A 15,831-nucleotide genomic window follows, 5' to 3' on the forward strand; every position below is an offset into this window, starting at 1 on the left:
TCATCCGGTAGCGATGGAAGAAGGTCTGCGCTTCGCGGTTCGTGAAGGCGGTCGTACCGTAGGCGCTGGCGTGGTCTCCAAGATCATCGAGTAAGCCTGGTAATAAGTGTAGTTGTGGCAGGGGCTCATTAGAGCCCCTGTTCCCGTCAAAAGTTACAGGCCAGTAGTTCAATTGGTAGAGCACCGGTCTCCAAAACCGGCTGTTGGGGGTTCGAGTCCCTCCTGGCCTGCCATCTTTACAGTGCGATAAGGTTTCAACAGCCTATGAATACAAAAACCGAAACCAAAGAGTACCGGCTTGATCCACTGAAGTGGCTGCTGGTTATCGGTCTGATTGCGGTTGGGGTTGTTGGAAATTCGCATTTCTCAGCCGAGCCTTTGCTGTATCGCGTGCTCGGTCTGCTGGTGGTTGCCGCGGTAGCCATTTTGATCGCTCTGCAAACCGAGAAAGGTGCCGGTCTGTGGCGGCTGTTGCGTGAGTCAATGGTTGAAGTGCGCAAAGTGGTTTGGCCTTCGCGCCGGGAGACCAACCAGACCACGCTGATTGTGATCGCCGTGGTGATTGTTATGTCGATCATTCTCTGGTTGCTGGATACCTTTTTTGGCTGGGTGGCATCCCTGATTATTGGGTAGGTGATAAATGGCAAAACGTTGGTATGTAGTGCACGCCTATTCCGGTTTTGAAAAGAAGGTTGCCTCTTCCCTTAAGGAGCGTGTTGAGCTCAATAAGATGGAAGAGTTCTTCGGTGAGATTCTGGTTCCTACTGAAGAAGTTGTCGAGATGCGCGGTGGTCAAAAGCGCAAAAGCGAACGCAAGTTCTTCCCGGGGTATGTGCTGGTGCAGATGGAGCTCAACGACGATACCTGGCACTTGGTAAAAGATACTCCGAGAGTGATGGGCTTTATTGGTGGCAAGGCTGACCAGCCGGCCCCGATTACCGAAAAGGAAGCTCAGGCAATTCTGCAGCGCGTTGATGACTCAATTGAGAAACCCAAGCCGAAAACGATTTTCGAGCCAGGGGAAATGGTGCGTGTTATTGACGGTCCGTTTAATGACTTCAATGGTGTCGTTGAAGAAGTGAACTACGAGAAAAGCCGTCTTCGCGTCGCTGTTCTGATTTTTGGACGCTCAACCCCGGTTGAGCTTGAGTTTGGCCAGGTCGAGAAGACCTGAGCCGGGTTTGGGAGTTTAGGCGCCAGGAAGGCGACATAGTTTTTACCTTTCTTTGCCTGCGGGCGAAGGAAGGTTTTCGTGTCTCCGGACGATAAGTATCGTCCGGAGCGGGGAGCCAGCGACAGAATGCCCTGCCAAGGCATTCTCGAGGCGCTAACACCCATCTGAGGAGTGATTGTATGGCTAAGAAAGTATCTGCCTATATCAAGCTGCAAGTCGCAGCCGGTAAGGCAAACCCGAGTCCGCCGGTAGGTCCCGCACTGGGTCAGCACGGCGTCAACATCATGGAGTTCTGTAAAGCGTTCAACGCACAGACTCAGGACCTTGAAGCGGGCGCTCCGGTACCGGTTGTAATCAGCGTTTACAGCGACCGCAGCTTCACCTTCACCATGAAGACGCCCCCGGCGTCCTTCCTGTTGAAAAAGGCCGCTGGCATCAAGTCTGGTAGTGGCAAGCCCAATACCGACAAAGTGGGCAAAGTGACTCGCGAGCAGCTCGAGGAAATCGCGACCACCAAAATGCCGGATCTGACTGCGGCGGATATGGACGCTGCAGTGCGCACCATCGCGGGCTCTGCCCGTGCCATGGGTCTTGATGTGGAGGGCGTGTAACATGGCTAAATTGAGTAAACGTCAGCGCGCCATCAATGAAAAAGTGGACGCGACCAAACAGTACAGCTTCGAAGAAGCGGTTGCCCTGCTCAAAGAGCTGTCCGCCGTCAAGTTTCCGGAAACCTTTGATGTTTCCATTAACCTGGGTGTCGATCCGCGCAAATCCGACCAAGTGGTTCGTGGTGCTACCACGCTGCCTCACGGAACGGGCAAAGACGTTCGCGTTGCTGTTTTTACCCAGGGTGCTAACGCCGAAGCGGCAAAGGCAGCCGGTGCAGACATCGTTGGTATGGAAGATCTGGCCGAGCAGGTCAAAGCCGGTCAGATGGATTTCGACGTAGTGGTCGCCAGCCCGGACGCAATGCGCGTTGTGGGTCAGCTGGGTCAAATTTTGGGCCCCCGTGGCCTGATGCCGAATCCCAAGACCGGCACCGTCACCCCGGACGTGGCTACGGCAGTGAAGAACGCCAAGGCCGGCCAGGTGCGCTATCGCGCCGAGAAGGGCGGTATAGTTCACGGCGGGATTGGTAAGGTGTCTTTTGACGCGCAAGCGATCAAAGAAAACCTGGAAGCCCTGATCAACGATTTGAAAAAAGCCAAGCCGTCCACGGCCAAAGGTGTGTATCTCAAGAAGATCTCTCTGAGCACCACCATGGGCCCCGGCCTGGTTATCGATCAGTCGTCTCTGGCGGTTTAAGCCCGAGGCACAAAGAGCTTTGGGGTCTGCGCTTCGGCGCAGGCTGTCAAAGACCGTAGGCGATCGGTGTTGCAAGATGCCGTTCTTAATATTTCAGCCTACGCAGATGGTGGGACCCGTCCCGGCAATGCCGGGGGAAAGAATATCACCGAAATGAGGGCGTCGGGCGCGGTTGGTCTGACGCTGGTTGTTGTTAACGACGCAAGGGGTTGCCCCGAACCGTCAAACCCAGGAGAAATCCCGTGGCATTAGGACTTGAAGGCAAAAAAGCGATTGTCGCTGAAGTCCAGGAAGCTGCGAAGAGTGCTCTGTCTGCGGTTGTCGCCGATTCTCGCGGCGTTACCGTAAGCGACATGACCACTCTGCGCAAAGAGGCCCGCGAACACGGCGTTTGGATGAAAGTCGTGCGCAATACGTTGGCCCGTCGCGCGCTCGAGGGTACCGATTACGAATGCCTCAATGAGAGCTTCGTAGGACCGACCCTGATTGCTTTTTCCAACGAACACCCCGGTGCGGGCGCCCGCATCCTAAAGGAGTTCGCGAAAAGCAATGAGCAAATGCAGATCAAATTGGCCGCCTTTGAAGGCGAACAGGTTGATTTCTCTATGTTGGCGACTCTGCCGACTTACGAGGAAGCCCTGTCCAAACTGCTGAGCGTGATGAAAGAAGCAGCTGCTGGCAAGCTGGTCCGCACTATTGCGGCCGTTCGCGACAAGAAAGAAGCGGAAGCGGCGTAAGTAACCGCCGTCTTCAACAGAACCCACGAGCTCTGAGCTCACATTTGTAGGAATAGCATCATGGCTGTAAGTAAAGAAGATATCATCGAAGCAATTGCGGAAATGTCCGTCAGAGACGTTGTTGAGCTGGTCTCTGCAATGGAAGAGAAGTTTGACGTAAGCGCTGCGGCTGCCGTAGTAGCTGGCCCGGGTGGTGGTGACGCTGGCGCCGCGGCTGAAGAGCAAACCGAGTTTGACGTGATTCTGACCGGTTTCGGTGAGAAGAAAGTCAACGTCATTAAGGCCGTTCGCGAGATCACTGGTCTGGGCTTGAAAGAAGCCAAAGACATGGTCGAAAACGCTCCCAAGGCTGTTAAAGAAGGCGCTTCCAAAGAAGAAGCCGAAGAAGCCAAGAAGAAGCTGGAAGACGCTGGCGCTTCTGCCGAACTCAAGTAATTGGGTTCGTGCTTCAGTTGTCCAAAGTCACATTTGGACCGGGGCTGGTGGGCTTTTGCCCGCCAGCCTTTTTCCGTTTCCGGTCGTCGGTAACGACCGAAGTAGTGACCAGGCTCTGAAATAGCGCCTTGTCATAGTTTGGCTACCGAGGACACACGTTCCGGTAGCACAGGGTAGAGCAACGACTCCAGAGGCTAGCGCTTTGTCCTGGAATCAGCCCGATCCGTGAACAAGCTGGGGATTACAGATGGCTTACTCATACACTGAGAAAAAACGTATCCGTAAGGACTTCGGCAAATTGCCGCATGTTATGGATGTTCCTTACCTTTTGGCAATTCAGCTGGATTCGTACAGACGATTTGCCCAAGCAGATGTCACCCCCGAAGAGCGGGCCGATATGGGTCTGCACGCGGCGTTTCGTTCCGTTTTCCCCATCGTCAGTTATTCTGGTAACGCGGCCCTCGAATATGTGAGCTACAGTCTCGGCAAGGCGGCGTTTGATGTCAACGAATGTATTCTGCGTGGCGTGACTTACGCCGTTCCGCTGCGGGTGAAGGTTCGTCTGATCATTTATGATCGCGACTCCTCCAACAAGGCGATCAAAGATATTAAAGAACAAGAAGTCTACATGGGTGAGATCCCCGTGATGACCGAAAATGGTACCTTTGTGATCAACGGTACCGAGCGCGTGATCGTGTCCCAGCTGCACCGCTCTCCCGGTGTCTTCTTCGATCACGACAAAGGCAAGACCCACTCCTCGGGCAAACTGCTTTATTCCGCCCGCGTGATTCCTTACCGCGGTTCATGGTTGGACTTCGAGTTCGATCCGAAGGATTTGGTGTACGTACGAATTGACCGTCGCCGCAAACTGCCTGCGACCATCCTGCTGCGCGCCCTGGGTTTCAGCTCCCAGGAAATGCTGGACATGTTCTACGAGACCAGTAGCTTTGTTCTGGGCGAAGATGGCCAATTCCTGTTCAAGGTGGTTCCCTCGCGCCTGCGCGGTGATGTTGCCACGTTTGATATCAAGGACAAGAAAGGCAAGGTCCTGGTGGAAGAGGGGCGTCGTATTACCGCTCGCCACATCCGCCAGTTGGAGAAAGCCGGCGTGGACGAGATGGTCGTGCCGCCCGAGTACCTTTTGGGCCGCGCTCTGGCCCGGGATGTGATCGATAAGGAAACCGGTGAGTTGCTGGTTGAATGTAACGCCGAGATCACCACAGAAATTCTTGAGATTCTGGCGAAGCAGGGCATCGATACCATTGAGACCCTCTATACTAACGAGCTGGATTGTGGGCCGTTTATTTCCGATACCCTGCGCCTTGACCCGACTCGGACCGAGCTCGAAGCGCTGGTTGAAATTTACCGCATGATGCGCCCGGGCGAGCCACCGACCAAAGAGTCCGCGGAAGCGTTATTCCAGAATCTGTTCTTTACCCAAGAACGCTATGACCTCTCTTATGTCGGTCGTATGAAGTTCAACCGTCGTCTTGGTCGTGAAGACGAGACCGGCGAAGGGACTTTGTCGAACGACGACATCGTTGATGTTCTGAAAACACTGATCTCCATTCGCAATGGTCAGGGCACTGTGGATGACATCGACCACTTGGGCAACCGTCGTGTTCGCTCTGTTGGCGAGATGGCGGAGAACCAGTTCCGTGTCGGGCTGGTCCGCGTCGAGCGGGCCGTTAAAGAACGTCTGTCCATGGCGGAAAGTGAAGGTCTGATGCCTCAGGATCTGATCAACGCCAAACCGGTGGCTGCCGCAGTCAAAGAGTTCTTTGGCTCCTCGCAGTTGTCTCAGTTCATGGACCAGAACAATCCGCTGTCGGAAGTGACTCACAAGCGTCGTGTGTCCGCGTTGGGCCCCGGTGGTCTGACGCGAGAGCGTGCCGGCTTTGAGGTGCGTGACGTACACCCGACGCATTATGGGCGGGTATGCCCGATTGAGACGCCGGAAGGGCCGAATATCGGTCTGATTAACTCGCTGGCGACTTATTCGCGTACGAACAGCTACGGTTTCCTCGAGACGCCCTACCGGAAAGTGATCGACGGCAAGGTGACCGACGACATAGAGTTCTTGTCGGCAATCAACGAATCCGAATATGTTATTGCCCAGGCGTCTGCCAAGCTCGACAAGAATGGAAAGCTTTGTGAGGATCTGGTTTCCGTTCGTCACCAGAACGAATTCAACCTGAAGAGCCCGGAAGAGGTCCAGTTGATGGACGTTTCGCCTCGTCAGGTCGTGTCCGTTGCGGCGGCGCTGATTCCGTTCCTGGAACACGATGACGCCAACCGTGCCTTGATGGGCTCGAACATGCAGCGCCAGGCTGTTCCGACTCTGCGTGCGGACAAGCCGTTGGTCGGTACCGGAATGGAGCGCAACGTCGCCTCCGACTCTGGTGTCTGTGTTGTTGCTCGGCACGGCGGCACGGTGGACAGCGTGGATGCGGGCAAAATCGTGATCAAGGTTAATGACGATGAAGTCGAAGAAGGCGATGCCGGCGTCGACATCTATAACCTGATCAAATATACCCGTTCCAACCAGAACACCTGTATCAACCAGCGTTCCATTGTCAATGTGGGCGAAACGGTTGCTCGCGGCGATATTCTTGCCGATGGACCTTCGGTCGATATGGGCGAGCTGGCTCTGGGCCAGAACATGCGCATCGCGTTCATGCCCTGGAACGGTTATAACTTCGAGGATTCAATCCTGGTCTCAGAGCGTGTGGTGCAGGAAGATCGTTTTACCAGCATCCACATTCAGGAGCTCACCTGTATTGCCCGTGATACCAAACTGGGCAGTGAAGAGATTTCCTCGGATATCCCTAACGTGGGTGAAAGCGCGCTAAGCAAACTGGATGACTCCGGCATCGTTTATATCGGTGCGGAAGTTGGCGGTGGCGATATCCTGGTGGGTAAAGTGACGCCGAAGGGTGAAACCCAGCTCACACCGGAAGAAAAGCTGCTGCGTGCCATTTTTGGTGAAAAAGCGTCCGACGTAAAGGATACCTCCCTGCGTGTTCCGGCCGGTACCAAGGGCACCGTAATTGATGTTCAGGTCTTCACTCGCGATGGGCTCGAGAAAGACCAGCGTAGCCTGGAAATCGAGCGCGACCAACTGGACGAAGTCCGCAAGGACTTGAACGAAGAGTATCGTATCGTCGAACGTGCCATCTTCGGCCGCTTGCGCGCTGCGCTGACCGGTCAGAAAGTGGCATCCGGCAAGGGCGTCAAAAAAGGTGAAGAGCTGACCGAAGAGAAGCTCGACAGCATTGAGCGCGACCAGTGGTTTAAAATCCGCATGGCGGAAGAAAGCCTGAACGAACAGCTGGATGCGGCGGAAGCGCAATTGATCGAGCGTCGTAAGATTCTTGACGATCGCTTCGAAGACAAAAAACGCAAGCTCTCCACCGGGGATGACCTGGCGCCTGGCGTCCTGAAAATCGTTAAGGTCTACCTCGCGATCAAACGCCGGATTCAGCCCGGTGACAAGATGGCGGGTCGTCACGGTAACAAGGGTGTGATTTCGGTGATTATGCCGGTCGAAGACATGCCTTACGACGACAAGGGGGTTCCGGTCGATATCGTTCTGAACCCGCTGGGTGTGCCTTCGCGGATGAACGTCGGTCAGATTCTTGAAACTCACCTGGGCATGGCGGCGAAAGGTCTTGGCGACAAGATCAACGAGATGCTCAAACAGCAGAAGGCCGTCAAGGACATTCGCGGTTTCCTGGAAGAGATCTACAACAAGACCGGTGATTCTCTGACCAAGGAAGACCTGAACTCTTTCAGCGACGAGGAAATCCTGGAACTGGCTCGCAACCTGATCGGCGGTGTGCCCATGGCGACACCGGTGTTTGACGGCGCGCAGGAGCCCGAGATCAAGGCACTGCTGAAATTGGCTGACTTCCCGGAATCGGGCCAGTGCGTCCTGTACGATGGTCGTAGTGGGGACAAGTTCCAGCGTCCCGTCACGGTCGGTTACATGTACATGCTCAAGTTGAACCACTTGGTGGACGACAAGATGCATGCTCGTTCCACCGGTTCCTACAGTTTGGTTACGCAGCAGCCGCTCGGTGGTAAAGCGCAGTTTGGCGGTCAGCGTTTCGGGGAGATGGAAGTCTGGGCGCTGGAAGCCTATGGTGCCGCCTACACCCTGCAGGAAATGCTGACGGTCAAGTCGGACGATGTGGCCGGTCGTACCAAGATGTATAAGAACATCGTGGATGGCGATCACCGGATGGAGCCGGGAATGCCCGAATCGTTCAATGTGCTTGTGAAAGAGATTCGCTCGCTCGGGATCAGTATGGAGCTGGAGCAAGACGACTAGCCCACTGCACCCAATACGGTGCGGGATCGGCCCAGCCGGCCCCGCTGTGCGGAACTATCGCACTGATGCCCACTAGAGCTTACTGGAGAAAACGCCTTGAAAGACTTACTCAATTTGCTCAAGTCCCAGGGACAAGTCGAAGAATTTGATTCCATCCGGATCAGTCTGGCCTCGCCGGAGATGATTCGGTCCTGGTCGTTCGGGGAAGTGAAAAAGCCCGAAACCATTAACTACCGTACTTTCAAGCCGGAGCGCGAAGGTCTGTTCTGTGCCAAAATTTTTGGTCCAGTAAAAGACTATGAGTGTCTGTGCGGCAAGTACAAACGCATGAAGCATCGTGGCATTATCTGCGAGAAATGCGGTGTTGAAGTGACGCTTGCCAAGGTTCGCCGGGAGCGTATGGGTCACATTGAGCTGGCCAGCCCCGTCGCCCACATCTGGTTCCTGAAGTCATTGCCAAGCCGTATTGGCTTGTTGCTCGATATGACGTTGCGTGATATCGAGCGAGTGCTCTACTTCGAATCCTACGTGGTGACTGACCCGGGAATGACCACACTCGAGCGCGGTCAACTGCTGACGGACGAACAGTACTTCGAATCCATGGAGGAGTTCGGGGACGAGTTCGAAGCCAAGATGGGCGCTGAAGCGATCCAGATTCTGATGAAAGATATCGATCTGGAATCGGAAGTGAACCGCCTGCGCGAGGAAATTCCGAACACCAACAGCGAAACCAAAATCAAGAAGTTTTCCAAGCGCTTGAAGTTGCTGGAAGCTTTCCTTCACTCCGGCAATAAGCCAGAGTGGATGGTCATGGAAGTGTTGCCGGTGTTGCCGCCGGATCTGCGTCCGCTGGTGCCGCTTGATGGCGGCCGCTTTGCCACGTCGGACCTGAACGATCTTTACCGCCGCGTTATCAACCGGAACAACCGCCTGAAGCGCCTGTTGGACCTGAACGCTCCGGACATCATTGTTCGGAACGAAAAGCGCATGCTGCAGGAATCTGTAGACGCGCTGTTGGATAACGGTCGTCGCGGCCGAGCCATTACCGGCTCCAACAAGCGTCCGCTCAAATCCTTGGCCGACATGATCAAGGGTAAGCAGGGTCGCTTCCGCCAGAACCTGCTCGGTAAGCGTGTCGACTACTCTGGCCGTTCGGTGATTGTGGTCGGCCCGACGTTGAAACTGCACCAGTGTGGTCTGCCGAAGAAAATGGCCCTGGAGCTGTTCAAGCCCTTTATCTTCAGCAAGCTGGAACTGCGTGGCCTGGCAACCACCATCAAAGCGGCCAAGAAAATGGTCGAGCGCGAAGAGGCCGTGGTCTGGGACATCCTGGATGAAGTGATTCGCGAGCACCCGGTTCTGTTGAACCGTGCTCCCACACTTCACCGTTTGGGTATTCAGGCCTTTGAGCCCGTGCTGATTGAAGGTAAAGCCATTCAGTTGCACCCGCTGGTCTGCGCGGCCTATAACGCCGACTTTGACGGTGACCAGATGGCGGTTCACGTACCGCTGACCCTGGAAGCGCAGCTTGAATCCCGCGCGCTGATGATGTCCACCAACAACATTCTGTCTCCGGCGTCTGGCGACCCGATCATCGTCCCTTCTCAGGACGTGGTATTGGGCCTGTACTGGATGACCCGTGAGCGCATTAACGCCAAGGGCGAAGGGATGGTGTTCTCGGACGTGGCAGAAGTTTCTCGTGCCTACTATTCCCAGCAGGTAGACCTGCAGGCTCGCATCAAGGTGCGTCTGAACGAGACTCTCGTCGGTGCCGAAGGTGAGAAAGAAGAGAAGGTTCACATTGTTGATTCCACCGTTGGTCGTATGCTGCTATGGGAAATTGCCCCAGAAGGTATTCCGCTGGAGTTGATCAACAAGGCGATGGTGAAGAAGGCTATCTCCGCGGTCATCAACTACTGCTATCGTGTCGTGGGTTTGAAGGCAACCGTAATTTTTGCCGACCGCCTGATGTACATGGGCTACGACTTCTCTACCAAGTCCGGTGCCTCTATCGGTGTTAACGACTTTACGATTCCGGAAGAGAAAGCCGGCATCATTGGGCGCGCCGAAAAAGAAGTGAAAGAGATTGAAACCCAGTTTGCTTCTGGTCTGGTAACCGCCGGTGAGAAGTACAACAAGGTGATCGATATCTGGTCTCGTGCGAACGACCTGGTCGCCAAGTCCATGATGGAAGGCATCAGTAAAGAGTTTGTGACCAATAAAGACGGTGAGGAAGAAGAGCAGGACTCTTTCAACTCGGTCTTTATGTACGCGGATTCCGGTGCGCGGGGCTCCCCGGCTCAGATCCGCCAGCTGGCGGGTATGCGCGGTCTGATGGCCCGGCCGGATGGCTCGATCATCGAAACGCCGATTGTGGCCAACTTCCGTGAAGGCTTGAACGTACTGCAGTACTTCATCTCCACTCACGGCGCGCGTAAAGGTCTTGCGGATACTGCACTGAAAACCGCCAACTCCGGTTACCTGACCCGCCGTCTGGTGGATGTGTCGCAGGATCTGGTTGTGACCTCGGTGGATTGTGGTACCGACGAAGGCCTGAAAATGGCACCCGTGATTGAGGGTGGCGATGTCATCGAGTCGTTGGGCGATCGGATTCTGGGCCGTATCGTCGCGCGTGATGTCGTGCGTCCGAACAGTGACGAAATCCTCGTGCCTGCGGGCACCATGATCGACGAAGCCTGGGTTGAGCGCGTCGAGTCCATGGGTATCGATGAAGTGATTGTCCGGTCACCGGTCAGTTGCGCGTCTCGCAACGGTGTCTGCTCGATGTGCTACGGGCGTGACCTCGCGCGCGGTCATCGAGTAAACCAGGGCGAGGCCGTGGGTGTTATCGCGGCGCAGTCCATTGGTGAGCCGGGTACTCAGTTGACCATGCGGACCTTCCACATTGGTGGTGCCGCCTCCCGTGCTTCTGCCGCAGACAATGTCCAGGTGAAGCAGGAAGGTACGGTCCGTCTGATTAACGTGAAAGTGGTTACCAACAAAGACGGTAATCTGGTGGCGGTTTCCCGTTCCGGTGAGCTGGCCGTGGCCGATGCCGCAGGCAGTGAACGCGAACGTTACAAGATTCCTTACGGGGCACTGATCACCGTGAAGGATGGCGATAAGGTCGATGGTGGCCAGATTATCGCCAAATGGGATCCGCACACTCACCCGATTGTGAGTGAGGTGGCCGGTAAGGTCCGCTTCTCCGGTATGGAAGACGGTCTGTCCGTTCGTCGTCAGACCGATGAGCTGACCGGTTTGAGCTCCATTGAAGTGCTGGATCCGGCGGAGCGCCCGTCAGCGGGTAAAGATCTGCGCCCGGCGGTAACCCTGGTGGATGAAGCTGGCAATGAGCTGATTCAGGCCAACTCCAACGCGCCAGCGCATTACATGCTACCGGCCAAGGCCATTTTGAGCATTGCCGACAGCAACGACATTCAGGTGGGCGACGTCATCGCGCGTATTCCGCAGGAAGGCTCGAAGACCCGAGATATTACTGGTGGTCTGCCTCGAGTGGCTGACCTGTTTGAGGCCCGAAAACCGAAAGAGCCGGCCATTCTGGCGGAAATTTCCGGTACGGTCAGCTTCGGTAAGGAAACCAAGGGCAAGCGCCGGCTGGTTATCACGCCGACCGACGGCAAACCGCTGCCGGATGGCTCTACCCACTATGAGGTGTTGATTCCGAAGCATCGCCAGTTGAACGTGTTCGAAGGTGAAAAGGTCGAAAAAGGGGAAATGATCTCCGACGGCCCGAGCAACCCGCACGATATCCTGCGTTTGCAGGGCATTGAGGCGTTGGCCCACTACATCACCAACGAGATTCAGGACGTTTACCGTCTGCAGGGCGTTAAAATCAACGATAAACACGTTGAGACGATCGTCCGCCAGATGCTGCGTAAGGTTGAAATCACTGAAATGGGTGACTCGAGCTTCGTTAAAGGTGAGCAGGTCGAGCTGAGCTCCGTTTTGGAGCAGAATGAGCGTTTGCGCTCTGAGGATCGTCAACCGGCTCAGTTTGAACGTCTGCTGCTGGGTATCACCAAGGCGTCTCTGGCGACCGAGTCCTTCATCTCGGCGGCCTCTTTCCAGGAAACCACGCGGGTTCTGACGGAAGCGGCGGTAACCGGTAAGAAGGATATGCTGGCTGGGTTGAAGGAAAACGTGGTCGTTGGCCGCCTGATTCCCGCCGGTACGGGTCTTGCCTACCACGCCGAGCGCAAGCGTCGTCGTGAAGCGGCAATGGCTGCGCCGGATGCGGGTGTCAGCGCGGAGGACGTAGAAGCGGCTCTGACCGAGGCGCTGAAGTCCAGCAACTAACGGAAAAAGGGTGACGCCCACGGGGCGTCGGGTGGCGAGGCCGGCTTCTGCTTGACGGCAGGGGTCGGCCTCATTACAATGCGCCACCCGCTTTTTCCAAAGTGGGGAGCGGACAAGCCGCTCTCTTTCATCAAGCCTTCCAAGAGAGGGCGTTTTAATACTTGTGGAGTTTATTTTCATGGCAACGATCAACCAGTTGGTTCGTAAGCCGAGAAAACGCAGGGTTCAAAAGAGCGACGTTCCCGCTCTGCAAGCCAACCCTCAAAAGCGCGGCGTTTGCACCCGCGTTTACACCACCACGCCGAAGAAGCCAAACTCGGCCTTGCGTAAGGTTTGCCGTGTGCGCCTGACCAACGGCTTTGAGGTGTCTTCTTACATCGGTGGTGAAGGGCACAACTTGCAGGAGCACAGCGTTGTTCTGATCCGTGGTGGTCGTGTGAAGGACTTGCCGGGTGTGCGTTACCACACCGTGCGCGGTTCTCTGGACACCTCTGGGGTCAACAACCGTAAGCAGGGCCGGTCCAAATACGGTACCAAGCGGCCCAAGTAAACCGTCTGCCCCTTTGGGGTTGATGGGTTTCAATGCGTTTTCGGCGGCGCCTGCGGGCGCGAACCGAGTAAGGCTGAGCGCGGCGCCTGTGTAACAAGCAGGTACCGGAGTCTTAGACAAATCCTGAAGAGAGGCTATTTAAGATGCCAAGAAGAAGAGTTGTCGCTAAGCGCGAAATTCTGCCGGATCCCAAATACGGCAATGTGACGCTGGCGAAGTTTATGAACCATGTGATGGTTAGCGGTAAGAAATCCGTTGCAGAGCGTATCGTATACGGCGCTCTGGAGTCGGTAGAGTCAAAGCTCAACCGCAACCCCGTGGAAGTGTTTGACGAAGCCCTGGAGAACATTGCGCCGTTGGTGGAAGTGAAATCCCGCCGCGTCGGTGGTGCGACCTACCAGGTGCCAGTTGAAGTCCGCCCGAGCCGTCGCGTTGCTCTTGCAATGCGTTGGTTGGTGGACTTCTCCCGCGGTCGTAGCGAAAAATCCATGCCCCAGCGTCTGGCCGGTGAGCTGATTGACGCTTCCCAGGGCAAGGGTGCAGCGGTTCGCAAGCGCGAAGACGTGCACCGTATGGCGGAAGCCAACAAGGCCTTCTCGCACTATCGTTTCTAAGGCTGCTGCCTGAAAATGTCGATAGATTGAGAGGGTGAGGGCAGCCAAGTGGCTGCCTTTTCCCGTTTTAATGAATTAGCAATTGGGGATACAGTCGTGGCACGTAAAACTCCTATCGCACGCTACCGTAACATCGGTATCGTTGCGCACGTCGACGCCGGTAAAACCACCACCACCGAACGCGTCTTGTTCTACACCGGTCTGTCCCACAAAGTGGGCGAGGTCCATGAGGGCGCGGCTACCATGGACTGGATGGAGCAGGAACAGGAGCGGGGCATTACCATTACCTCTGCGGCGACTACCTGTTTCTGGAAAGGGATGGGACAGCAGTTCGATCAGCACCGCATCAACATCATCGATACCCCGGGGCACGTTGACTTCACCATTGAGGTGGAGCGTTCGCTGCGGGTTCTGGATGGTGCGGTTGTGGTTCTTTGCGGCTCCTCCGGTGTCCAGCCGCAGACCGAGACCGTATGGCGCCAGGCCAACAAGTACGAAGTTCCTCGGATGGTTTTCGTCAATAAGATGGACCGCACCGGTGCCAATTTCATGCGCGTGGTTGAGCAGCTGAAAACCCGTTTGGGCGCCAATGCTGTCCCGCTGCAGATGACTATCGGTACGGAAGAGGATTTTAAAGGGGTTGTTGACCTGGTCGAGATGAAGGCCATTCTTTGGAATGAAGCCGATCTGGGTATGACCTTTGACTATGCGGATATTCCTGAAGAGATGAAGGATACGTGCGAAAAAATGCGCGAAGTCTTGATGGAAGCCGCCGCCGAAGCCAATGAAGAGTTGATGGAAAAGTACCTGGAAGAAGGTGAGCTGACCAACGACGAAATCAAGGCTGGTATCCGTTCTCGCACGTTGGCTAACGAAATTGTACCGGTTCTGGGTGGTTCGGCCTTCAAAAACAAAGGTGTTCAGGCGGTACTTGATGCCGTAATCGAATACCTGCCGGCGCCGAATCAGGTTCGCCCGATTGAAGGTATTCTGGACGACGGGAAAGATACTGTTGAAACCCGGGCCGCGGATGATGAAGCACCCTTTGCTGCGTTGGCGTTCAAAATCGCCACAGACCCCTTCGTGGGTACCTTGACGTTTTTCCGGGTTTATTCCGGTAAACTCAACTCCGGCGATTCGGTGTTTAACCCGGTTAAGAGCAAAAAAGAACGCGTTGGTCGGATGGTGCAGATGCACTCCAACAACCGTGAAGAAATCAAAGAAGTACTGTCTGGGGATATCGCGGCAGCGGTAGGCCTTAAAGACGTCACGACGGGCGACACTCTGTGTGATCCGAATCATGTGATCACGCTTGAGCGGATGGAATTCCCCGATCCCGTTATTCATGTGGCTGTTGAACCGAAAACCAAAGCTGACCAGGAAAAAATGGGCGTTGCTCTCGGCAAGCTGGCCCAGGAAGACCCATCTTTCAGTGTCAGAACCGACGAAGAGACCGGTCAGACCATCATCGGTGGTATGGGTGAGTTGCACCTGGATATCATTGTTGACCGCATGCGTCGCGAGTTTAAAGTTGAAGCCAACATTGGTAAGCCTCAGGTGGCCTACCGCGAGGCGATTCGCAATACTTGTGAGATCGAGGGCAAGTTTGTTCGCCAGTCCGGTGGTCGCGGCCAGTACGGTCACGTCTGGATCCGGTTTGAGCCGGGCGAAGACAGCGAAGCGGAAGGTCTGGAATTCTCTAACGAGATCGTGGGCGGTGCTGTTCCGAAGGAATACATTCCCGCGGTCCAGAAGGGTATATCGGAGCAGATGCAGAATGGTGTTTTGGCCGGCTACCCGCTGTTGGGCCTGAAGGCAACGCTGTACGATGGCTCGTTCCACGATGTTGACTCCAACGAGATGGCCTTTAAAATTGCGGCTTCTATGGCCACCAAGAAATTGGCACAACAGGGCGGCGCCGTTCTGCTTGAGCCGATGATGAAGGTCGAGGTGGTCACCCCTGAAGAAAACATGGGTGATGTTGTGGGTGACCTCAACCGTCGCCGTGGTCTCATTCAGGGCATGGAAGAAAGTGTTTCCGGTAAGGTTGTAAATGCCGAAGTACCGCTCGCGGAGATGTTTGGTTACGCGACCGATTTGCGCTCGGCAACACAAGGTCGTGCGACCTACGCCATGGAGTTCCAGGGCTACTCCGAAGCGCCGCGCAATGTGGCCGACGAAGTTATCGCTAAGAGCAAAGTCTCTAGCGACAATTGATTTCTGACTTTCAGATATTAGAGGAAGAAGACAGTGGCAAAAGAAAAGTTTGAACGCAAAAAGCCCCACATCAACGTGGGCACCATCGGTCACGTTGACCACGGTAAAACCACGCTGACCGCGGCGCTGACGCGCGTGTGCTT

13 protein-coding genes and 1 tRNA gene are annotated in these 15,831 nt (G+C 55.4%); all 14 read left to right on the top strand.

The genetic code is table 11. The annotated features are described in order from the left end of the window. On the top strand, positions 1-94 hold a 94-nt coding region (locus tag G547_RS23195), incomplete at its 5' end, for an EF-Tu C-terminal domain-related protein (protein ID WP_157209908.1). A 63-nt stretch (positions 95-157) separates the two neighbouring features. Beyond that, positions 158-233 (top strand) — tRNA-Trp (locus G547_RS0115765). Between the two features lie 31 nt (positions 234-264). Beyond that, a complete protein-coding gene (secE, locus tag G547_RS0115770) occupies positions 265-633 on the top strand; it encodes a preprotein translocase subunit SecE (RefSeq protein ID WP_027330675.1) in 369 nt (122 codons plus the stop codon). Positions 634-640: 7 nt separating this feature from the next. Continuing rightward, complete coding sequence (gene nusG / locus G547_RS0115775) at positions 641-1,174, top strand: transcription termination/antitermination protein NusG (RefSeq protein ID WP_027330676.1); 534 nt, start codon at positions 641-643, stop codon at positions 1,172-1,174. 179 nt (positions 1,175-1,353) lie between these two features. After that, on the top strand, positions 1,354-1,785 hold the full coding sequence (rplK, locus tag G547_RS0115780; protein WP_027330677.1) for a 50S ribosomal protein L11: 432 nt from the start codon (positions 1,354-1,356) through the stop codon (positions 1,783-1,785). Between the two features lies 1 nt (position 1,786). After that, positions 1,787-2,482 carry a 50S ribosomal protein L1 gene (gene rplA, locus G547_RS0115785; RefSeq protein WP_027330678.1) on the top strand — a complete coding sequence of 232 codons (696 nt, stop codon included), beginning with the start codon at positions 1,787-1,789 and terminating at the stop codon, positions 2,480-2,482. 242 nt (positions 2,483-2,724) lie between these two features. Further along, complete coding sequence (gene rplJ / locus G547_RS0115790) at positions 2,725-3,219, top strand: 50S ribosomal protein L10 (RefSeq protein ID WP_027330679.1); 495 nt, start codon at positions 2,725-2,727, stop codon at positions 3,217-3,219. 60 nt (positions 3,220-3,279) lie between these two features. Next, positions 3,280-3,654: a 50S ribosomal protein L7/L12 gene (gene rplL / locus G547_RS0115795; RefSeq protein WP_027330680.1), complete on the top strand. Its 375-nt coding sequence runs from the start codon at positions 3,280-3,282 to the stop codon at positions 3,652-3,654. A gap of 247 nt (positions 3,655-3,901) precedes the next feature. Continuing rightward, positions 3,902-7,987, top strand: coding sequence for a DNA-directed RNA polymerase subunit beta (gene rpoB / locus G547_RS0115800; protein ID WP_027330681.1), 4,086 nt, complete (start codon positions 3,902-3,904; stop codon positions 7,985-7,987). A gap of 96 nt (positions 7,988-8,083) precedes the next feature. Further along, entirely contained in the window at positions 8,084-12,307 is a 4,224-nt protein-coding gene (gene rpoC / locus G547_RS0115805) for a DNA-directed RNA polymerase subunit beta' (RefSeq protein WP_027330682.1), read from the top strand. A gap of 178 nt (positions 12,308-12,485) precedes the next feature. Further along, positions 12,486-12,857, top strand: coding sequence for a 30S ribosomal protein S12 (gene rpsL / locus G547_RS0115810; protein ID WP_024462568.1), 372 nt, complete (start codon positions 12,486-12,488; stop codon positions 12,855-12,857). A 143-nt stretch (positions 12,858-13,000) separates the two neighbouring features. Next, entirely contained in the window at positions 13,001-13,471 is a 471-nt protein-coding gene (gene rpsG, locus G547_RS0115815; protein WP_027330683.1) for a 30S ribosomal protein S7, read from the top strand. Positions 13,472-13,567: 96 nt separating this feature from the next. Beyond that, entirely contained in the window at positions 13,568-15,688 is a 2,121-nt protein-coding gene (gene fusA / locus G547_RS0115820) for an elongation factor G (RefSeq protein ID WP_027330684.1), read from the top strand. Positions 15,689-15,721: 33 nt separating this feature from the next. After that, on the top strand, positions 15,722-15,831 hold a 110-nt coding region (locus tag G547_RS23200; RefSeq protein WP_211224578.1), incomplete at its 3' end, for a GTP-binding protein.

This window comes from Marinimicrobium agarilyticum DSM 16975 (genome assembly GCF_000423345.1).
In the GTDB taxonomy this organism is placed as follows: domain Bacteria; phylum Pseudomonadota; class Gammaproteobacteria; order Pseudomonadales; family Cellvibrionaceae; genus Marinimicrobium; species Marinimicrobium agarilyticum.